Origin of the sequence: Lentzea sp. NPDC003310 (genome assembly GCF_040610935.1) — a bacterium.
Lineage (GTDB): Bacteria > Actinomycetota > Actinomycetes > Mycobacteriales > Pseudonocardiaceae > Lentzea.
Genome location: NZ_JBEXNC010000019.1, coordinates 141,033 through 161,362, shown reverse-complemented (window position 1 = coordinate 161,362; position 20,330 = coordinate 141,033). Strand labels below are relative to the sequence as shown.

15 protein-coding genes are annotated in these 20,330 nt (G+C 70.7%); 6 read left to right on the top strand and 9 right to left on the bottom strand.

The annotated features are described in order from the left end of the window. Positions 1-7: 7 nt before the first annotated feature. Complete coding sequence (locus ABZX02_RS34575) at positions 8-1,288, bottom strand: HAMP domain-containing sensor histidine kinase (RefSeq protein WP_355304679.1); 1,281 nt, start codon at positions 1,286-1,288, stop codon at positions 8-10. Further along, positions 1,285-1,953, bottom strand: coding sequence for a response regulator transcription factor (locus ABZX02_RS34570; protein ID WP_355304677.1), 669 nt, complete (start codon positions 1,951-1,953; stop codon positions 1,285-1,287). The genes ABZX02_RS34575 and ABZX02_RS34570 overlap by 4 nt, the downstream gene beginning before the upstream one ends. Positions 1,954-2,033: 80 nt before the next feature. Between ABZX02_RS34570 and ABZX02_RS34565 the strand changes: the two genes are divergently transcribed. Both ABZX02_RS34565 and ABZX02_RS34560 read left to right on the top strand, forming a co-directional pair. Beyond that, positions 2,034-2,624 carry a hypothetical protein gene (locus ABZX02_RS34565; RefSeq protein ID WP_355304675.1) on the top strand — a complete coding sequence of 197 codons (591 nt, stop codon included), beginning with the start codon at positions 2,034-2,036 and terminating at the stop codon, positions 2,622-2,624. 74 nt (positions 2,625-2,698) lie between these two features. Then, a complete protein-coding gene (locus ABZX02_RS34560; RefSeq protein WP_355304673.1) occupies positions 2,699-3,124 on the top strand; it encodes a hypothetical protein in 426 nt (141 codons plus the stop codon). Here the strand turns inward: ABZX02_RS34560 and ABZX02_RS34555 are convergent. The 3 genes from ABZX02_RS34555 to ABZX02_RS34545 form a co-directional block, all read right to left on the bottom strand. After that, entirely contained in the window at positions 3,093-3,740 is a 648-nt protein-coding gene (locus ABZX02_RS34555) for a hypothetical protein (RefSeq protein ID WP_355304671.1), read from the bottom strand. The two genes, ABZX02_RS34560 and ABZX02_RS34555, sit on opposite strands and share 32 nt — an antisense overlap. Before the next feature lie 69 nt (positions 3,741-3,809). Then, a complete protein-coding gene (locus ABZX02_RS34550; protein ID WP_355304669.1) occupies positions 3,810-4,853 on the bottom strand; it encodes a potassium channel family protein in 1,044 nt (347 codons plus the stop codon). Next, entirely contained in the window at positions 4,850-6,283 is a 1,434-nt protein-coding gene (locus ABZX02_RS34545) for a M20/M25/M40 family metallo-hydrolase (RefSeq protein ID WP_355304667.1), read from the bottom strand. The genes ABZX02_RS34550 and ABZX02_RS34545 overlap by 4 nt, the downstream gene beginning before the upstream one ends. Positions 6,284-6,345: 62 nt before the next feature. On the opposite strand from ABZX02_RS34545, the gene ABZX02_RS34540 reads away from it, so the two are divergent. Together ABZX02_RS34540 and ABZX02_RS34535 are read left to right on the top strand one after the other, a co-directional pair. Next, positions 6,346-6,726, top strand: a complete 381-nt coding sequence (locus ABZX02_RS34540) for a hypothetical protein (RefSeq protein ID WP_355304665.1) — start codon at positions 6,346-6,348, stop codon at positions 6,724-6,726. Positions 6,727-6,802: 76 nt separating this feature from the next. Continuing rightward, positions 6,803-7,342, top strand: coding sequence for a hypothetical protein (locus tag ABZX02_RS34535; protein WP_355304663.1), 540 nt, complete (start codon positions 6,803-6,805; stop codon positions 7,340-7,342). 663 nt (positions 7,343-8,005) lie between these two features. Here the strand turns inward: ABZX02_RS34535 and ABZX02_RS34530 are convergent. Both ABZX02_RS34530 and ABZX02_RS34525 read right to left on the bottom strand, forming a co-directional pair. Next, complete coding sequence (locus ABZX02_RS34530; protein WP_355304661.1) at positions 8,006-11,365, bottom strand: ATP-dependent DNA helicase; 3,360 nt, start codon at positions 11,363-11,365, stop codon at positions 8,006-8,008. A 97-nt stretch (positions 11,366-11,462) separates the two neighbouring features. After that, positions 11,463-14,600, bottom strand: a complete 3,138-nt coding sequence (locus tag ABZX02_RS34525) for an ATP-dependent DNA helicase (RefSeq protein WP_355304659.1) — start codon at positions 14,598-14,600, stop codon at positions 11,463-11,465. Positions 14,601-14,819: 219 nt separating this feature from the next. Between ABZX02_RS34525 and ABZX02_RS34520 the strand changes: the two genes are divergently transcribed. After that, positions 14,820-15,767 (top strand): chitinase, encoded by a 948-nt coding sequence (locus ABZX02_RS34520; RefSeq protein ID WP_355304802.1) that lies wholly within the window; start codon positions 14,820-14,822, stop codon positions 15,765-15,767. Between the two features lie 42 nt (positions 15,768-15,809). Here the strand turns inward: ABZX02_RS34520 and ABZX02_RS34515 are convergent, their stop codons facing one another. Together ABZX02_RS34515 and ABZX02_RS34510 are read right to left on the bottom strand one after the other, a co-directional pair. After that, positions 15,810-17,825, bottom strand: coding sequence for an EAL domain-containing protein (locus tag ABZX02_RS34515; RefSeq protein WP_355304657.1), 2,016 nt, complete (start codon positions 17,823-17,825; stop codon positions 15,810-15,812). A gap of 209 nt (positions 17,826-18,034) precedes the next feature. Further along, complete coding sequence (locus tag ABZX02_RS34510) at positions 18,035-18,850, bottom strand: SAM-dependent methyltransferase (protein ID WP_355304655.1); 816 nt, start codon at positions 18,848-18,850, stop codon at positions 18,035-18,037. A gap of 165 nt (positions 18,851-19,015) precedes the next feature. On the opposite strand from ABZX02_RS34510, the gene ABZX02_RS34505 reads away from it, so the two are divergent. After that, a complete protein-coding gene (locus tag ABZX02_RS34505) occupies positions 19,016-20,329 on the top strand; it encodes a cytochrome P450 (protein WP_355304653.1) in 1,314 nt (437 codons plus the stop codon). Position 20,330 lies beyond the last annotated feature (1 nt).

Here is a 20,330-nt window from a genome sequence, read left to right as displayed (position 1 = left end):
GATGGAATCAAACGCGTGCGGGCGTGGCGACCGGATTAATGGACGGCAGCCTCACCCGGAACACGGCGCCCTGCTCTGAGGACGCCTCGCAGGTCAGGTCACCGCCGTGCGCGCGGATCACGCCGCGGGCGATGGCGAGGCCGAGCCCGGAGCCGCCGGACCGCCGGTCGCGGGCGTCGTCGAGGCGCACGAGCCGGTCGAAGATCCGTTCCCGCTCGGCCTCGGGCACGCCGGGGCCGTTGTCGGAGACGGTGAACCCGGTCAGGTCGACCCGGATCCGCACCGAGCCGGACGGGCCGGTGGCCTGCCGTGCGTTGTCCACGAGGTTCGCGAGCACTTGTGCGAGCCGTTGCCCGTCGCCGACCACGGCCACAGGAACCCCCTCGGCCGCGATGTCGAAATCGGGCGCCACGAACCGTGTGCGCGCCACTTCGGCCTCGGCCAGCCCCAGCAGGTCCACGGACTCGCGCTGCATCTCGTAGCCGGCGTCGAGCTGGGCGAGCGCGAGCAGGTCGTCCACCAGCCGTCCGGCCCGCCGTGCCTCCCGGACCAGCAGGAACGACATCTGGTCGCGGTCCGGTGAGTCGACGGGCGCCTGCACGAGCGCCTCGGCCACGGCCTGCACGCCGGTGATGGGTGTCCTCAGCTCGTGCGCGGCATCGGCGACGAACCGCCGTGTGCGCAGTTCGGACCCCTCGAGCGAGTCGAGCATGCCGTCGAACGCGGCGGCGGTCCGGCCGAGCTCGGTGTCGGTCCGGGACGGGTTGAGCCGCCCACCCCGGTGCCCGGCGGCGATGGCCTGGGCGAGCGAGGTCATGGCGTCGAGCGGTGCCAGTGCCTTGCGCACCACGACGACGATCAGCAGCCCGGTGACGCCGATGGCGACGAGCCCGAGGATCAGCAACAGCTTGCGCAGCCGGTGCTGGGCCTGCGAGATCGCCTCGGTGTCGGCGTAGAGGGTGATCTTGGTGCGGCCGACGTTGCGGATGCTGCGCTCGAACTGGCCCTCGTCCGGCGCGGTGCCGACGACCGTGCCGTTGGGCTGCTCGACGGTGACGTGGACGTTCCGCTTCGTCAGCTGGTTGACCACGTCGGCCGGGCGCCGGCCGTTCTTCAGCATCTCCACCGCGCGGTTGCCGGTGGTGAGCAGCACCCCGTCGACATCCTTGGAGGACTGCCCGGCGAACGTGCGGTCGACCGAGATCACCAGTGCCACGAGCACGAGGAACAGCACCAGCAGCACGGACACCGCGACCCGCCGGCGCAACGACACCGTGCGCAGGTTCATTCTTCGGCCCGCAGCACGTACCCAAGGCCACGAACGGTGTGCACGAGCCGTGAGCCGTGTTCTTCGAGTTTGCGGCGCACGGCGCTGACGTGGACCTCGACCAGGTTCGGGTCGTAGTCCTCGTAGCCCCACACGGCCGTGAGGATCTGCGTCTTGGACACGACGCGTCCGCGCTGGGCCGCCAGGTAGACGAGCAGCCGCAGTTCGGTGGCGGTCAGCTCGATGGGCTGGTCGGCGCGCATGACGACGCCGGCGTCGGCGTCCACGACCAGGTCGCCGACCTGCACGGTCGACGGCGTGCGGCCGAGCCTGCGCAGCACCGCCGACACCCGTGCCACGAGCTCTGCCAGCACGAACGGCTTGCCCACGTAGTCGTCGGCACCTCCGGCGAGGCCGCGCAGCCGGTCCGGCACGCCGTCGCGCGCGGTCAGCATGACCACGCCGGCGCCGGACGAGCGGCGGATGACCTCGAGCAACTGGAAGCCGTCGCGGCCGGGCAGCATCACGTCGAGCACGACCAGGTCGGGGCGGAAGCGGCCGAGGTCGGCCTCCAGCTGGCGCCCGTCCAGGCGGTGCTGCACCTCGTACCCGGACTCGCGCAGCGCGGACGACACCGCGGCGCCGATCGCCTCGGCGTCCTCGATCACCAACACCCTGGCGGACACCCCACCATTCTGCTGATCATCGGCGGTTCGGGCGACTCGCCTTCAGCTCGCGCTCAGCATGCGCGCGCACTCTGGGGCGCATGTCGAAGAAATCAGCGTGGGCCGGCGCCATCGTCGCGGCCGTCGGTCTCACCGTCGGCGGCATCGCGGTCGCGACGGCGGCGGAGGGTCCCGACCGCCCGCCGAACGCGGCGTTCGCGGAGCGCCACCTCGGTGGCCCCGGTGGCCAGGCCGGTCAGAACAGGCCGGGCCGCCCGGACAAGGCCAAGCTCAAGGACAGCACCCTGGTCGTCGGACGCGTGAAGTCCGTCGAGTCGGGCAAGCTCACGATCACCAAGGACGACGGCAGCGACGTGTCGCTCACCACGGACGGCTCGACGAAGCTGCGCGGCGGTGACATCTCCGGCCTCAAGACCGACCAGCGCGTGACCGTGCGCGTCAAGGACGGCAAGGCGCTGAACGTGGCGCTGGCGAAGGCGCAGGAGCGCGGCACCGTCAAGGACGTCAACGGCAACAACGCCACCTTGGTGCAGGTCGACGGCCTGCAGACGCCGCTCGACCTGTCCGCGGTGACGGAGAAGCCGAAGAACGGCGACCTCGTCGCGGTGACCGGGACCGTGTCCGACGGCAAGACCATCAAGGTCGAGCAGCTGCGGCAGCTGCCGAAGTAAAACCTGGGCTCCACGCGGGCCGCCGCGTCTGCGAACATCGCAGTGTGGCGGTTCCGCGAAGCCCGGACAGATGGGTGTTCATCCTGCTGGTCGTCGGACTGGTCGGGATCGGGGTCGCGCTCGCGCTCTTCTTGCCCGCCAAGGTGTTGGGCGCCGAGGAACCCCCTAGACCCGTGATGGCCACAGTGGTCGAAAGCGGTTCGTGCGGCGCCGGCATGGACACGGTCGAATGGGACGCCGACGGCCAGAAGAAGCAGGCGAAACTCGACGGCTGCGGTCACACCAAGGGCGAGACCGTGGAGATCGTCAACACCGGCGGCGAGGTCGTGTCGTCCGCCGCGTCCGTCCCGGTCGGACTCCCGGTCGGGCGCCGCCTCACCGCGCTGCTGCTCTGCATGGCGGCGCTGGCGGGCGGCTTCTACGCGTTCCTCTTCCGCTACGCGCCGCTGCGCGCGCCGGCCGTGCTGCCTACTCCGCGCCAGGCGGAGCCGGCTTCCTGACGCCCACGAGGATCTCGACGACGTCGCACGCCATCGCGACCACCTCGTCGATCTGCTCGGTGAGGTCGAGATCGGTGAACGTGAAACTCGCTGTTCCGCCCGTGACGTCCACGGCGGGCGGCTGGAACGACCTGAGCTGGGCGAGGACCCTGCGCTCGGTGTCCCCCGACACGAGCGGCGCCAGGTCGCCCGACATCTCGTAGGCCGCGCCGGGCTGGGGCCGGTCCATCCGCAAATCTCCGGTGAGTTCCGGTGCGTCCAGCACCACCACTAGTGCCGGAACCGTTCTCGTGGCGTGGGAGTAGCCGGTGCTGCCGAGCCCGGGAGAGGTCGTCGAGGAGAAGACGGCGACCCGGACGGCACGTCCCTCGCGGATCCCCGTCACGGTGCCGCCGCGACCCAGCCCGGGCAGGCCGCTCATCCGCCCGGCCGGCATGTCGTCCTGGTCGGACGCCTTCGTCCACCCCGGCGTGGCCGCCCGGCGCTCGAGCGACCGGATCGCCGTCGTGGCGGCGCGGATCCTCCCGCTCTCCTGCCCGGTGGAGGCGATCGAGCCCACCACGACCACGCCGAGCACGACGAGGCTGATCAGGAACACGACCAGCAGCGGATCCATACGTCCTCCGAGGGGCACGGCTCCCCGGTGGCGGGGAGCCCCTCATTGGACTACGCGGGCGGCCCCGTTTCACTCTTCTCCGGGCGGAGTCACCTTCTTGACGTAAAGCAGCCGGTCGCCGGGCTCGATCGCGTCGGCCTCCGGGGCGTCCACGCGGTAGAGCTTCCCGCCCCGCACCACGCCGAGCACTATGTCGGGCAGGTGCCGCGGCGAGCCGCCGATCTCGCTCTTCTCGACGTCGCGCTCGGCGATCGCGAGGCCCGCGTCGGGCGTGAGCAGGTCCTCGACCATCGCCACCACGGACGGCGTGGCCGTGGCCATGCCGAGCAGGCGACCGGCCGTCTCGGACGACACGACGACCGAGTCGGCGCCGGACTGCTTGAGCAGGTGCTCGTTCTCCCGTTCGCGCACGGACGCGACGATCTGCGCCTTGGGGGCGAGCTCGCGCGCGGTCAACGTGACCAGCACGGCCGTGTCGTCGCGGTTCGGTGCAACGACGATCGCGCGCGCACGGGCCGCACCGGCGACCCTCAGCACGTCGTTGCGCGTGCCGGAGCCGTGCACGACGACGAGCCCCTTGGCGGTGGCCGCGTCGAGCGACTCCTGCACGGTGTCGACGACGACGATCGAGCCGGGGTCGACACCGTCGCCGAGCAGCGCGGCGACCGCGGACCGCCCCTTCGTGCCGTACCCGACGACCACTACGTGGTCCCGCACAACCCGCCTCCACTTTTGAATGCGCAACGCCTGACGGGAGCGCTCGGTGAGAACTTCGAGTGTCGTGCCGACCAGCACGATCAGGAACAGGACGCGCAACGGCGTGATGACCAGGACGTTGACGAGGCGCGCTGACGACGACGCGGGCGTGATGTCGCCGTAGCCGGTCGTCGAGAGGGAGACGGTGGCGTAGTAGAAGGCGTCGAGGAGGCTGACGCCGTCCTCGTTCACGTCGCGGTAGCCGTCGCGGTCCAGGTAGACGATCAGCACCGCGAGCATCAGCGCCGCCATCGCGCCGATGACGCGCTTCAGGATCGCGCGGACAGGGCTTTCGACCTTGTCCGGCATCCTGATCACGCCGACGAGCGAGTGGGACGCCTCATCGGTCAGACTCATGGGGACAACCTCTTCGCGATCTCCGCTTTGGCGAGCATCCGCCACAGGTGAGCAGCCGCCTCCGCGCCTTTGAGGAGCAACGGCACCACTACGCGCTCGTTCGGCGCGTGGACGCGATCATCCGGCAAGGTCGCGCCGAGGTAGACGAGGGGCACCCCGAGTTTCTGCCGGAGCACCGCCGCGGGACCGGACCCGCCGGCTCTGGCGAACCGGACGGGCTGGTCGAAGGCCAGTTCCATCGCTTCCAGGACCGCCTCGTTGGCCGGGTCGTCGGGGCTGATCGCGTACGGCGGCACGCCCTCGCCCCGGACGCTGACGCGCGCGGTGATGCCCGGCGGAGTGTGCTTCGCGACGAACGCGTCGAGCTGCTCCTTGACGCGGTCGGGGTGCTGGTCGGGCACGAGCCGGAAGCTGATCTTCGCGGTGGCGTGGGCGGGGATGATCGTCTTGAAGCCGGGCCCGGTGTAGCCGCCGCTGATCCCGTTGACCTCGGCGGTGGGACGCACCCAGAGCCGTTCGTAGGTGGTGTAGCCGGGCTCGCCCCTGGTCGCCTGCGCGCCACCGCCGTTGCGCCGGAGCCAGTCCTGCTCGTCGTACGGCAGCGACGCGTAGTCCTCGCGCTCCTTCGTGGACGGTTCGCGGACGTCGTCGTAGAACCCGTCGAGCTGGATCCGCCCGTTCTCGTCGTGCAGCGCGGCGACCAGTTTCGCGAGAGCCGTGGCGGGGTTCGGAATGGCACCGCCCGCGCGTCCGGAATGGACGTCGTCGGTTCCGCCCTGGAACACGATTTCGGCGCCGAGAACACCGCGCTGCCCGGTGTTGACCGTGGGCGAGTCGCGATCGTGCAATGCGGTGTCGGTGAACACCACAAGATCGCATCCGAGTTGCATTTCATGATCGTCGAGCAGCTTTCGCAGATGCGGCGATCCCGATTCCTCCTCGCCCTCGACGAAGAGTTTGAGCGTGATGCTCGGCGCGTTCGTCTGTTGTGCTTGGAGATGCGCCTTGACCCCGAGCAGGTGCATGAGGACCTGCCCCTTGTCGTCGCTCGCACCCCGGCCCCTCAGCTCATCGCCGCTGATCACAGGCTCGAACGGCGGATGCTCCCACCGCTGCACGGGGTCGACGGGCTGCACGTCGTGGTGCCCGTAGACCAGCACCGTCGGCGCGTCCGGATCGGCCGCCGGCCAGCAGGCGAACACCGCCGGAAGGGCCGGCCCATCCCCCCAGACCTCGACCTGAGGCCACCCGTCCTCTACGAGGGCTTGTGCCAACCAGTCGGCGGATCTGCGCACGTCAGCGTGGTGCGCGGGGTCCACGCCGATGCTCGGGATCCTGATCCACTCGGCCAGTCCGGCGACGAACGACTCGGCCAGCGCGGCAACGGCAGCACGCTCAGGCTGTTCGGAATGACGAGAATCACCTGCCACGCTCGTGGAGAATAGGCCAGCCCCACCTCGCCTACGCGGCGTAGGCATGACAGGGTGACGCCATGGAACCAACCCGTTCCCGAACGCGGTCGGCGCTGGCGCTCGCCGCACTGCTGGGCCTGGCGGGAGCAACCCACTTCAGCAGGCCGAAGTACTACGACGCGATCGTCCCGCGAGCCCTGCCGGGCACCCCCAGGCAGTGGACGTACGCCTCCGGCGCAGCCGAACTGGCCGTAGCCGCCGCAGTCGCCGCACCCCGCACCCGCCGCCTGGGCGCATTCGCGGCAGTGGCCCTCTTCGTGGCCGTGTTCCCGGCAAACGTGAAAATGGCTCTTGATTTCCGGGACAAATCCCCCAAAGCCCGCGCCATCGCCTACGGCCGCCTGCCTCTGCAGATCCCGCTCGTCGCATGGGCGTGGAAAGTGGCGAAAGCCTCCCCATGACCACCCTGGGTAATCCTTAACGAAGTGTCCCGCAAACGCTGTCATTTTCCGCGCGAGGAACCTTAGGATGCGCCCTGTGCAAACGCTTCTCCAGCGCGCCGCAACCGCGCTCGGCTGGGACGGAGTCGTCGTGCCCGACGTCGCCGTCCTGGGCCAGCAGGTGTCCGCGGTAGTGCGTTTGCTGCCCGAAGTGCACGAGTGGAGAACCGCGAACGGCTGGCCCCCTCGGGCCGACCCGTCGTGGTTCCGCTCGTGGTTCGAGCCAGCCGCACACGACCGCCTCCCCGTCGCCGCCGTCGAACTGGTCGGCGTGCTGGTGTGCGAGTCCACCACGGACCGGGCCCTGCAGTCCTGCGGCACCCTTCTGACTTTGGCGCCTTGTGCGGTGATGCTGCCTCGTACCGACTCGTCGCAGGCGTGGTCGTTCATCGAGCTCGACTACTACGGGATCGGTGTGGTGGTCGGGGACGACTCCTCCGCGGATCTGATGGTGCCGCCGGAGGACCGGTCGCCCGAGTTCGGGCCTTCGCTGTTCGGGCGGTGGTTGTTGGAGGTGCTGTACGAGCGGGTGTTGAAGGCTTCGCACGCGCCTGCTGAGAGTAGTTCGCAGGGGTGAGGCGGGTCGCTCGGGCTGGGCTGGCTGAGCCGCACGGCTGGGCAGGATGGTCGCTCGGGCTGGGCTGAGCCGCACGGCTGGGCAGGATGGCCGCTCGGGCTGGGCTGGGCTGGGCTGGCTGAGCGGCACGGCCGGGCAGGTTCGTCGCTGGGGCTGCTGAGCCGCGCAGCCGGACAGCTTGGCCGCTCCGGGCGAGCGGCGCGGCCGGGCAGATTGGCCAGCGAAGTCGATCAGCGGAGCTCGGCCAGCGTGGCGGCTGGCGGCCTTGACGCACCTCGGCTGGGTCGCGCCGACGTCGATGCACCAGTTCGAGGCACCAGGTCGAGTCGAGCGTGGACCGCGGGACGCGAGCCGCTCTGCGGCTCGGCGCCGAGGTGGTCGGCGCCGGGCTTGAGTCGCGGAACCCGGCCCGTCTGGACCGCCGTCCGTCGGCACGTCTCCGTCTCACAGCCCCGATGGAGGAGATGGAGCCCGACCGTGGCTGGGCCGCTGCTGCCCCCGCGCGCTTCCTTGTCACGCAACGAGTGAGAAGCGGTTTAGGTTCCCGACTATCCACAGGCTACCGCCCAACCCATAACCGCAGGTCAGAAACCCGCAACCTGTGGACAACTCGCGATCATGCCCGGCAGAGGCCCCCAGAGCCAGTACCCCGGAGCCCGAGGCTCAGGACTCCACCGAGCGGATCAGGTCCCGAAGGCCCTGCTCGTCCAGCAGGTCCGCCGGCCTCACCGTGTGGTCGTGCCGCACGTAGTGGAACGCCGCCCGCACCTGCTCCAGCGGCACCCCGACCAGCGCCGCCCACGCCAGCCGGTACGCCGCCAGCTGCACCGACAGGGCCGGGAGGGCGTCGGCGTCCGGGACTGCGCCGGTCTTCCAGTCCACCACGGTCCAGCCGTCGGGGTCGCGGTACACCGCGTCCATGCGGCCTCGGACCGAGATGCCGTCGAACTCCGCCTCGAACGGCACCTCCACGTCGTGCGGGGTTCGTTCTGCCCAGGTGCTGGCCAGGAACGACTCCTTCAGCCTGTCCAGGTCCGCGTCCGGGGCTGCGTCGGCGTCGCCTGCTCCTGGTAGTTCGTCGAGGTCCAGGAGGCGGGTGGCGCCGAAGCGGTTCTCCAGCCACGTGTGGAAGGCGGTGCCTCTTCTGGCCAGCGGGTTCGGGGGGAACGGGAGTGGTCTGCGCAGGCGGCGGGCCAGGAGGTCCGGGTCTTTTGCCACTTCCACCAGCTGTGAGACGGAGAGGTGACCTGGGAGTTCCACCCGTTCCCTGCGGTTCTGGGAGGCTGCTCGTTCTGCCAGGAGCACGTCGACGTCCTTGGCCCAGCCTTCCGGGTCCTTGTCCTCCGGCATTTCCGGGTCGTCCGGGACAACGTCGTCCGGGAGGGGTTCTGGTTCTGGTGGGAAGTCGTCGTCCGGGGGCTCGTCGGTGGGGGGTGGGTAGTCCTCGTCGAGGAGTTCGGGTTCCGGCTCCTCGAAGATCAGGGGGAGCTCTTCCGGCGGGGCGGTGCGGAGGGCGTCGAGGGCCGCCAGGACCAGTTCGGCGCCTTCTACTACGGCGTCTCGGCGTTTGCCCAGGGGGTCGGCCGGCCAGAGGGAGGACTTCACGTCTTCGGCCAGCGGGTTCGGGGTGTCCGGGTCTGGTTCGTCCGCCCAGGTGGAGATGTCGCCCGGTGCGGGGTCTCGTTGGAGGACCTCGTGCATCTCCTGCAGGAAGACGGACGGGCCCTTCGGCTTGTCGCCTGCTTCCGCCCACCAGTGGCCGGAGAGAAGCAGGCTGTGTTCTGCTCGGGTGACGCCCACGTAGAAGAGGCGGCGTTCTTCGACCAGGCGGCGTTCTTCGAACTCGTCGGCGTGGATGCTGAGGGCTTCGTCGACCTCTTTGCGGTTGTAGCCCGCGGAAAGTTTCAGGACCGGGAGGTCTGCCGCGTCGCCTCGGAGCGGGGCCGGGAGTTCGGTCACGGCCTTGAGCCAGCACGAGGACTTCTTGCGGCCCGGGAAGACGTCTCGGACCAGGTGCGGCAGCGCGACGATGTGCCACTCGAGGCCCTTGGCCGAGTGGACGGTGAGGATCTGGACGCGGTCCTCGGAGACCTCGACCTCGCCCGGTTCGAGGCCGTCCTCGGCGTGTTCGGCGGTGTAGAGGTAGTCGAGCAGGGACGGGAGGGTGGCGGACGGGGAGGCCGCCGCGAAGTCCATCACCACGTCGGAGAACGCGTCGAGGTGGGCTCGGCCGACCATGCCCGGCCTCGACATCGACTCGATGTCGAGCAGCAGGGTGCGTTCCACGTCGGCGACCAGTTCGGGGAGGGGCTGGTCGAGCCGGCGGCGCAGTGCCGCGAGTTCGCCGCCGAGGCGGCGGATGCGGCGGTAGCCGTCCTGCGAGTACGCCTCGGGGTCGCCCGGGTCGTCGAGGGCGTCGGCGAGGCCCGCCTGTTCGGCGTGTTCGCCGGGGAGGGCGTCGGCCAGCACCATGAGCGGATCGTCCACAACGGACTGTCGTGGTGCGACTCCCGCGAGCTCGCGCGCCCGTGACCACAGGGCGGCCAGGTCGACGGCGGCCAGGCGCCAGCGCGAGCCCGTCAGGAGGCGGGCGGCGGCGGTGCCCGCCAGCGGGTCGACCAGGACCCTCAGCGCGGACACCAGGTCACGCACCTCGGGCTCGTCGAGCAGGCCACCGAGACCCACCACCTCCACGGGCAGTCCGCGGTCGCGCAGTGCCGCGGCGATGGCGGCCATGTCCGAACGGCGGCGCACGAGAACGGCCGCGGTCGGCGGTGCTCCTTCAGCGTCGAGGTGGGCCATCCACTGCGCCGCGACGTTGTCCGCCATCCAGTCGAGCTCCGCGCGGATGTCGGTGTGCAGCGCGAGGCGGACGTCGCCGGGACCCGCTCCGGGGCGGGCGCGCAGTTCCTCCACGTCCAGGCCCGCTTCGCGCAACGGCAGCGAGACGGCGTTGGCGAGCTCCAGCACCTCTGGCGGGTTGCGGAAGCTGGTGAGCAGCCCGAACTTCTTCGTCGGCGGGAAGTCGTCGGCGAAGCGCGGGAGGTTCGCGGCGGAGGCGCCGCGCCAGCCGTAGATGGCCTGCGCCGGGTCGCCGACGGACGTCACCGGCATCGGCTTGCCGTCGCCGAACAACGAGCGCAGCAGGACCCGTTGCGCGTGACCGGTGTCCTGGTACTCGTCGAGCAGCACGGCGCCGTAGCGCTCGCGTTCGCCCTCAGAGACCTCCGGGAACGCGGCGAGCTGTGCGGCCAGCGACATCTGGTCCGCGAAGTCGAGCGCGGCCTCCTTGCGCTTGCGCTGCTGGTACGCGTCGAGCAACGGCAGCATCGCGACGCGCAACCGTTGCGCCGCAACGATCTCGCGAAGCTTCTCCGGCAACGCGTCGCGCTGGCGCGGTGCGCGCGGGGCGTTCTCGACCAGTGCGCAGAACTCCAGGGCGTGCGCCTCCAACGCCTCCGGCGTCACGAGGTGCTCGCCCAGTTCCCCGGCCAGGGACAGCAGGTACCCGGTGATGGTCGCCGGGACCTTGTCCGTGTCGAGGTCCTTCGCCCACGTCGAGACGACCCGGTGCGCGAGCTGCCACGACGCCGTCTCGGTCAGCAGGCGCACGCCGGGCTCCACGGGCAACCGCAGGCCGTGCTCGGTGACCAGGCGACCCGCGTAGGCGTGGTACGTCAGCACCACGGGCTCGCCGGTCAGCACGGCCATCTTGCGCTCACCGGACGGGTCGAGCTCGTCGAGCAGCGGCGAGCCCGCGAGCCTGCGCAGCCGGGCGCGCACGCGGTCCGCGAGCTGGCGCGCGGCCTTGCGCGTGAACGTGAGGCCGAGCACGCGGTCGGGCAGCACGAACCCGTTGGCCACCAGCCACACGACGCGCGCGGCCATGGTCTCGGTCTTGCCGGCGCCGGCACCGGCCACGACCAGCGCGGGCTGCGCGGGCGCGGCGATCACCTCGGCCTGCTCGGGGGTCGGCTTGTTCAGCCCGAGCGCCTCGGCGATCTCAAACGGGCTGACGGTCACCAGTACATCTTCCTACCCGGCCCACGAGCACCCGCACCACCTGGGACGGTGTGTTCGCCGACAGTTCCGAAGCGAGAAACACGCAGGTCAACAGTACTTACTCGCTGACCTGCCGCCCCGAGGGGTGCACCGGGCACGTCGTGCGCGCCGGGCAGCGGTCGCAGTCCGCGTTCTCCCGCGCCGTGTAGTTCGGCCCGAGCACGGACTCCGCGGCGCCCTGCACGACCTCCAGCCACGCCTGGACACCCTGCTCGTCCAACGGTGCCTGAGTGCGTTCGACGGCTCCTGTCTTCTTGTCCTCCTTCGCCACGTAGAGCAGGCGGGCTCCGCCCGGCTCGGTACCCAGTCCGATGTGGGTGAAGCCGCCCAGGGACGACGCGAGCTGGTAGACGGCCAGCTGCGGGTGTTCCTGCGCGGACTCGCGCGACACCGGGCTCTTGCCGGTCTTGAGGTCGATCACGATCGGACGGCCGTCCTCGTCACGCTCGAGGCGGTCGACCCGGCCCCGGACCTGCAGCCACGGGCCGCCGTCGCGCTTGGGGACCTCTACGACCATCTCCTCCTCGACCGCGACCTGCGTGAGCTGCGTGCGGCTCATCGCGAGCCACGCGAGGAACGTGTCGAGCATCTTCTCCACCCGCAGGCGTTCGCGGCGGGAGAACCACGGCGCACCCGCGTCGACGGCGGCCCACGCCTCGTCGAGCTTCGCCCGCAGCTGTGCCGAGTCCGCGCCGGACGCCGCGGCCTGCGCCAGCGCGTGGACGAGCGTGCCGGTGACCGAGGCGAGCTCCGCCGGGTCCTGCCCGCCGTGCCGCTCGACGACCCACCGCAGCGGGCACTTCGTGATCACCTCGATGGTGGACGGCGTCACGCTGACCTTCTGGTCTTCCGTCCACAGTGGAGCGTCGACGGACACCTCGGCCAGGCCGTACCAGGACTCGGGGTGCGCGCCCGGCACCCCGGCGTCGGCCAGCCGGGCCAACTGCTCCGCCGCCCGCGCCCGCCGGTCGGGGGGCTCCGCGTCCGAGCAGACCACCCGGCGCAGCTCGCCGACCAGCTCACCCAGCACGAGACCGCGCTGCGGCCGGTGCAGCTTGCGCTCGTCCTCGGCGGACGACTCGATCTCGTCGAGGAACCGCGACGGCTGCTCGTCCTCTCCCCGCACGGCGCTGATCAGCAGCTTCGACCGCGCGCGCGAGGCGGCGACGAGCAGCAGCCGGCGTTCCTCGGCGAGGATGGGCGCCACCGCCGACACCGAGGGCTCCAGGCCCGCCAGGACGTCCACCATGCGTTCGACGCCGAGGACGGTGCCGCGCAGCCGCAGGTCCGGCCAGCTGCCCTCCTGGACGCCGGGAACGGCCACGACCTCCCACTCGCGCCCGGCCGCGGAGTGCGCGGTCAGCACGGACACCGCCTCGCCGGTCGGGGCGGAGGCCGCCAGCGTGTCGCCCACGATCCGCTGCGACTCCAGGTAGTCCGCGAACCCGGCGACCCCCGACCCCGGCAACCGGTCGACGTACTTCGCCGCCGCCTCGAACAACGCCACGATCGCGTCGAGGTCGCGGTCCGCCTGCATGCCCGGCATGCCGCGCCGGGCCGACTGCGCCACCCACCGGTCCTGCAGGCCGGACGCCGTCCACAGGTCCCACAGCACGACCTCGACGGACTTCCCCGCCTCGATCGCCTTGCGCGCCAACGAGAGCAGGTGCCCGATCCGCCGCGCGGGCAACGACTCCGCGTCCTCCAGCGCCGCCAGCCTGTCCGCGGTCTCGACGACCTCGACCAGCAGGTCGCCGCTCGGCCGGTCGCCTCCGGCAGCCATCTCCAGCCGCCGCAGCCCGCGCCGCAACCGCCGCAGCGCCAACGGGTCCGCGCCACCGTACGAAGAGGACAGCAGCATCGACGCCGTGTCCTCGTCCATCGAGCCGGGCACGGCGGCGGCCCGGACGAGAGCCAGCAACGGCCGGACTGCGGGTTGCTGCGCCAGCGGCAACTCGTCGGACGCCACGTGCACCGGCACGCCGGCCGCGAGCAGGGCCCGTTGCAGCACCGGCAACGACAGCGTGGCCGACCGCACCACCACGGCCATCTTCGACCACGGCACCTCGTCGGCCAGGTGCGAGCGCCGCAGTTGGTCCGCCACCCACGTCGCCTCCTGCGCGGACGACGCGAGCAACCGCACCTGCACGGACCCCTCGCCGTCGACCGGGTCGACCACGCGCGAGGGGGAAGCACCGGGCAGGCGGGAGGCCAGCCGCGCCACCGCGTCGCGGATCTCGGGCAGCATCCGGTGCGACTGCCGCAGCACCACCGTCTCGCCGCCCGCGTCCCGCAGGATCTCCGGATCGGCGCCGCGGAACGTGAAGATCGCCTGGTCCGGATCACCGGCCAGGACGAACCGCGCCGCCCCCGACCCGAGCGACCGGATCAGCGAGTACTGCATCGGGTCGAGGTGCTGCGCGTCGTCGACCAGCAGGTACCGCACGCGCCGCCGTTCGGCGAAGAGCAGGTCCTCGTCGTTCACGAACGCCGCGTACGCCGACGACACCAGCTCGGCCGCGTCGTAGGCCGGGGCGTACGCCGTCGCGGAGTCCATGCCGGACAGCAGGTTCACCGCCTCGTACTGCGCCCCGAACCGCCCGGCCGCCACCCACTCGTCGCGCCCGTGCTGCTCGCCGAGCTCGATCAGGTCCTCGGGCCCGAGGCCGCGTTCAGCCGCCCGCAGCAGGAGATCCCGCAGCTCGTGCGCGAACCCCGGCAGCTCCAGCGCGGGCCGCAGCCGCTCCGGCCACTTGAGCGCGCCCAGCTCCACGTCGCCGGCGAGCAGCTCGCGCACCATCGCGTCCTGGTCCGGCCCGGACAGCAGCCGCGGCGGCGGATCGCCCAGCAGCACCGCCTGGTTGCGCAGCACCGCGAACGCGTACGAGTGCACCGTCCGCACCAACGGCTCGCGGATCGCCGACAAACGCCCCGTCAGCAGCTGCGTGACCTGCGCGCGCAACGCCACCGACGCGCGCCGGTTCGCCGTGAGCACCAGCACGTTCTCCGGATCGGCCCCGTGCTCGAGCACGACGTGCGCGGCCAGCTCCGCGAGCAACGTCGTCTTGCCCGTGCCCGGCCCGCCCAGCACGCGGACGAAACCGTCGGTCTCGAAGACCCGCCGGGCAGCCTCGTCCCACCGGGGACGCGGGCGCGTCTCCGGCTTCCGGCGGACCAGCTGGGGTGCAAGTGCCACGCATCGATTGCACCACGCGCCACCGACAAGATCGTTCAGGCCCGCCACGGGGCGGCAACACCGCAGTTCAGAGGCGTGAACCGGACAAGTGCGACCTGCGAGCGCCGATTCCGTCTACCTTCTTGACAGAACCAGGTGGTCTAGTCCATTTTTGAAGGCGTTGTGAGCCCCCTCACTGCCAGCTCCGCCGCCCTGGACCGAGCAGTCCTGGAGGAGAAGATGAAGCGGTTCCTCGTCGGCGCGATCGCTGCCACCTGCGCGGCGGTCCTGCTGCCCACGACCGCGCAGGCGGCCGTCAACCCCGTGCTCGCGGCGCCGTACCTCTACCAGTGGGGTGGCCAGCCCAACCCCGCCACGGTCATGCAACAGACCGGCATCAGGTCGTTCACCCTCGCGTTCATCCTCAGCGACGGCACCTGCAACCCGAAGTGGGACGGCTCCCGCTCGCTCACGGGCTCGGACAAGACGTTGATCAACAACATCCGGGCGGCCGGCGGGGACGCGGTGCCGTCCATCGGCGGCTGGTCCGGCAACAAGCTCGGCCAGTTCTGCACGAGCGCGACCGCACTCGCCGGCGCCTACCAGAAGGTGATCGACGCCTACGCGCTCAAGGCGATCGACATCGACATCGAGGCCGCCGAGTTCGAGAACAACGCCACACAGGACCGCGTCCTCGGCGCCCTGAAGATCATCAAGCAGAACAACCCCGGCGTGAAGACCGTCATCACCATGCCGACCGACCGCACCGGCCCGAACTCGTGGGGCAAGCGCCTGATCACGCGAGCCAAGGAGCTCGGCGCGCCGATCGACACGTGGGCCGTCATGCCGTTCGACTGGGGCAGCAGCGGCGACATGCTCGCCCTCACCAAGAGCGCGGTCGACGGGCTGAAGAACGACGTCAAGACGACGTTCGGCCTCACCGACGACGCGGCGTACCGGCGCAGCGGCCTGTCGTCCATGAACGGCAAGACCGACACCGGCGAGACCGTCACCCCGCAGAACTTCCGCGACATCGTGACGTGGGCGAACTCCAAGCACCTGGCGCGGGTGTCGTTCTGGGCGGTGAACCGGGACCGCGGCAACTGCGGGGCGATGAGCTCGTCGTGCAGCGGCATCAACCAGCAGACCTACGAGTTCACCAAGGCTCTGGCGAAGTTCACCGGGTAGCAAGCTCCTCCGGTGGCCGGACGTGACCCCGACCCCGTCCGGTCACCGGAGCTCCACGGTCTCCAGGAACTCGCCCGCCTCCACCGCCACGCCGAAGTGGTCGCCGGTCGCGAAGTCCGCCCCCGCGTCCCGCCACCACGCCGCCTGCTCCGCGCTGCCGATGCCCTCCACGGCCACGCGCACGCCCCGCTCCCGCAGCAACGGCAGCAGCGCCGCGACGTACTCGGACCGGCTGTCCACCAGGCTCCGTGCGACCCGCACGGCACGCACCGGCAGATCCGCGGCCAGCAGGCCGAAGTCCAGTGGTCCCATGCCGAAGTCGTCGACCGCGGTCAGCACGCCCAGGCGTGCCAGCACCGTCAGGTTGTCCGCCGCGTCGGGCACCGACAGCACCCGGCCGGGCATGCTGATCATCATCTTCTCGCCCGGCACGCCGACCTGGTCGAGCACGTCGACCACCCGCGACACCAGGTCCGCGTCGGACGCCTGGTGCGCGGTGAGGCGGACGGCGAGCGCCTCGTCGAACCGGCCGCGCTGCCGCCACCACGCCGACTGACCGCCGGCGACGCGCAGCAGCCAGCCGCCGAGCGGCAGGATCAACCCGGTCTGCTCGGCGAGCTCGGCGCACCGGTCGTGGTCCAGCGGACCGCTTTCCGGCCTGTCCCAGTGCAGTTCGGCCTCGACGCCCGCGACCTCGCCGCCGTCCAGCCGCACGATCGGCCGGTACCGGACGGTGATCTCGCCGTCCTCCCACGCGGCGGGCATCGCCACGGCCAGCGCGTCGTCACGGCGTTCCTCGGCGTCCTGGCCCGCGTGGAACAGCTCCCACTGCCCGCGCCTGCCCTTCTTGGCGCGCCGCAACGACCTCTCCGCCGAGCGCAGCACGTCGAGCGGCTCGGCGTCGACGGCCGGGCGGTGCACGACGCCCGCGCTCATCGACGCGGACACGCCGCGGCCCTCGATGAACGTCGGCTCGAGCATCAGGTCCTCGTTGACGCTCTTCATGATCGCGTCGATGCCCGGCGTGGTCGCCGTGTTCTCCAGCAGGACGCCGAACTCGTCGCCGCCGAACCGGGCGATCATGACCTTCTCGCCCGCCAGCAACGCCTTGAGCCTGCCGGTCACGTGCTGCAGGTACCGCTCGACGACCCGGCCGCCGAAGCTGTCGCGCAGCATGCCGAACGCGTCGAGGTCGAGGTGGAAGACCGTGATGCCGAACTCGGGGTCGCTCTTGCGCAGCGCGGTCTCCAGCTGCGTCGTGAAGAACTGCCGGTTCGGCAGCCCGGTCAGCGGGTCGTGCAGCGACTGCCGCTTGAGCTCGTTCTGCAGCAGCGCCAGTTCGGTGCCGTCCTCGACCACCACGACGAAGTGGATCGGCTGGTCGTCGGCGCCGCGCAGCAGTGACGCGGCGAGTGTGACCGGCGCGGAGTCGCCGTCCTCGCGCAGCAGGCGCTGCGACTGCTTGAACCGGTCGGTGACGCCCGCGGCGAGGTCGGTCATCTCCTCGCGCAGCGTCTCGACGAACGACGGCTCGATCAGGTCGAGCAGCGGCGTGCCGGTGAGCTCGTCCGAGGTGCGGCCGAGGATCTGGCCGATGGCCCCGTTCACCTGCAGCAGGCGGCCTTCGAGGTCGACGATCAGCACGCCGTTGGTGGACGACGTGACGACCTCGTTGAACCGCGCCTGGCTCTCCTTGAGGTTCCAGTTCGCGTCGCGGACCGCCTTGAGCAGCGACCGCTGCATGCTCTCCTGCTGCGCCAGCACGGACTCCGCGTTCGCCGCGGTGAAGCCGGCGCCGAGCGCGCCCATCGCGAGCGCGATCCGTTCCGCGTACCGCTCGACGGGCTGGAACTCGGGCAGCGCCAGCAGGCCCTTGCCGAGCACCTCGCTGGTGACCCTCAGTCCGTACCGGCCCAGGTGGCCCAGCGCCGCGAGCTCGCCGCCCGCCTCCTCGATCGGGGCGGTCGCGAACGGGTCCGCGTGCAGCAGCGAGCACAACGCGTCCAGCCGGACGCGCAGCTCCTCGTCGAGATCGTCTCGCCCCAGGGGAATCGCCACTGCTCCGAGCAGGCGATACGACCATTTCCGGGCCAGCGTCGTCCGCGCCCGCGCATTGTCCTGAGGCGAGGGCGTCTGATCAGGTATTCGACTCGGGTTGGTCATTGTGGGCGGCCTCGCATTGGGCTCTGAGGTCCGGCAGTTTACCCACGCACCGTCGTTCCCACTTCAACCGGCAGCGTGAATCCACACCACACTATCGATATCTTCTATGGCTTACGACCGACGCCCGCGAACGCGATCCTGTTGACCGCCGGGTCGTCGGAGATGTCACCGGGTCCGGCAGGTCGCCATTCGGCGAATTTGACGAGTCCCGGCTCGACCAGTTCGAAATCGCCGAAGAAGGACGCGACCTCGTCGCGGCTCCGGTAGGCGACGTCACCACCGCCCGTCTTGGCCATCCGGTCCGTCACGGACCTGGCCTCCTCGTTGACGTGGTCGCCCGCCATGTGCGAGATCGCCAGGAAGCTGCCGCTGGGCAGCGCCTCGCGGTAGCGCTTGAGGAGGCTGTGCGGATCGGCCTCGTCCGGCACCCAGTGGATCATGAACAGCATCAGCAGGCCGATGGGCTGGTCGAAGTCGAGCAGCCGGGTCACCTCGCCCGCGGAGAGGATGCTGTCCGGGTCGCGCATGTCGGCCTGCAGCACCCCGACACGGTCGTTACCTGCGACGATGAGCTCGCCGTGCGCCACGGCCACGGGATCGCGGTCCACGTACACGACCCGGCAGGAGGGGGCCTCCTCCTGCGCGACCTCGTGCACGTTCGCCACGGTCGGGATGCCCGAGCCGATGTCGAGGAACTGCCGGACGCCCTGGTCCGTCATGAACCGCACCGCCCGCCGCAGGAAGGCCCGGTTGAGCCGCGCCGCGCTGCGGGAGTTCGGCATCATCTGCTCGGCCTTGTCGCCCATCAGGCGGTCGACCGCGAAGTTGTGCGCGCCTCCGAGCAGGTAGTCGTACACCCGCGCGGCACTCGGCACGGAGACATCGACGCTCTGCGGAACCCAGCTCTGCCCGTCGGACACGACGACCCACCCTCTTCAGGTTGCGGACGCACTAGCTTAGTCACGCACAAACCGGACACGGTTACGCCGCTAGTGTGAACGGACACCACCCGATCGGGCACTGTCTCTCTCGCCCGAACGACTCATAGGGTGTCTCGATCTCTTTTCCCCTCGCGAGGAGCGATGATGTCCGTCCCGGTGGCGCCCGGCCGGCTGCCATTTCTCGGGCATTCGTTGCCTATGCTCAGGAAAAAATTCGCTTTCACCGGGAATTTACGGAACCAGGGCGATCTCGTCGAAGTCCACCTGGGACCGATGCGCGCGTATTTCGTCGCCAGTCCCCGGTTGACGCACCAGGTGCTGGTCACGGACGCGTCGAAGTTCCACAAAGGCCGGATGTACGACAAGTTCCGGCCGTTCGTCGGCAACGGGCTCGCCGTGTCGAGCGGGGCGTTCCACCTGCGCCAGCGCCGGATGATGCAGCCGGCGTTCCACCGCGACCGCATCGCCGGGTACGCGGACGTCATGCTCCGCGCGACGAAGGACCTGTTAGCCGGTTGGCGACCGGGCGACGTCCGGCAGCTCGAGGCCGACATGCAGTCCCTCGCCGTCACGATCGTCGGTGAGGCCCTCTTCTCCACCGAGATCGGCCAGAAGGCCATCGCCGAGGCCCGCCGGTCCGTGTTCGTGATCATCCGCAACGGCATCCTGCGCGCGCTCTCCCCCGGCTTCGTCGAGAAGCTGCCCATCCCGGCCAACCGCGAGTTCGACGAGGCCATCGCCCGGATGCGCGCGATCGTGAGCGAGGTGATCGAAAGCCGCCGCGGCGACGACACCGACCACGGCGACCTCCTCTCGACGCTGCTCGCGGCGCGTGACCCCGAGACCGGCGAGCCCATGACCGACGACCAGGTCTTCGACGAGGTCATCACGTTGCTGACCGCGGGCATCGAGACCACCGCGCTCGCGCTGGCCTGGATCTTCCACGAGATCGGCGCCGACCCCGAGGTCGAACGGCGGGTGCTCGCCGAGGTCGACGAGGTGCTCGGCGGCCGCGAGGTGACGGTCGACGACGTGCCGAGGCTGACGTACGTCGGTCAAGTGGCACAAGAGGTTCTGCGCAAGTACCCGCTGTGGCTCGTCATGCGCCGCACCGCCGTCGAGGTCGAGCTCGGCGGCGCCGTCCTGCCCGCGGGCACCGAGGTGATCCTCAGCCCGCACACGATGCACCACGACCCCGCGCACTTCCCGGACCCCGAGCGCTTCGACCCGGAGCGCTGGACGCCCGACCGCGCGAAGCAGCTGCCGAAGGGTGCGTACGTCCCGTTCGGCGGCGGCATCCACCAGTGCATCGGCAACCACTTCGCGCTGACCGAGATCGCCGTCGTCGTGGCGACGGTCTGCGCGCGCTTCCGGCTGGTCCCCGACCGGCCCGTGCGCACGAAGTTCACCAACGCGGCCTACCCCAACGACCTGATGATGAAGGTCGTCCCCCGCTAGC

What these genes read in the sequence shown, in the direction of transcription:
- ABZX02_RS34575 (WP_355304679.1), bottom strand. Translation starts at nt 1,288, where the DNA reads ATGAACCTGCGCACGGTGTCGTTGCGCCGGCGGGTCGCGGTGTCCGTG.
- ABZX02_RS34540 (WP_355304665.1), top strand. Translation starts at nt 6,346, where the DNA reads ATGGAACCAACCCGTTCCCGAACGCGGTCGGCGCTGGCGCTCGCCGCA.
- ABZX02_RS34505 (WP_355304653.1), top strand. Translation starts at nt 19,016, where the DNA reads ATGTCCGTCCCGGTGGCGCCCGGCCGGCTGCCATTTCTCGGGCATTCG.
- ABZX02_RS34520 (WP_355304802.1), top strand. Translation starts at nt 14,820, where the DNA reads ATGAAGCGGTTCCTCGTCGGCGCGATCGCTGCCACCTGCGCGGCGGTC.
- ABZX02_RS34555 (WP_355304671.1), bottom strand. Translation starts at nt 3,740, where the DNA reads ATGGATCCGCTGCTGGTCGTGTTCCTGATCAGCCTCGTCGTGCTCGGC.
- ABZX02_RS34550 (WP_355304669.1), bottom strand. Translation starts at nt 4,853, where the DNA reads ATGAGTCTGACCGATGAGGCGTCCCACTCGCTCGTCGGCGTGATCAGG.
- ABZX02_RS34565 (WP_355304675.1), top strand. Translation starts at nt 2,034, where the DNA reads ATGTCGAAGAAATCAGCGTGGGCCGGCGCCATCGTCGCGGCCGTCGGT.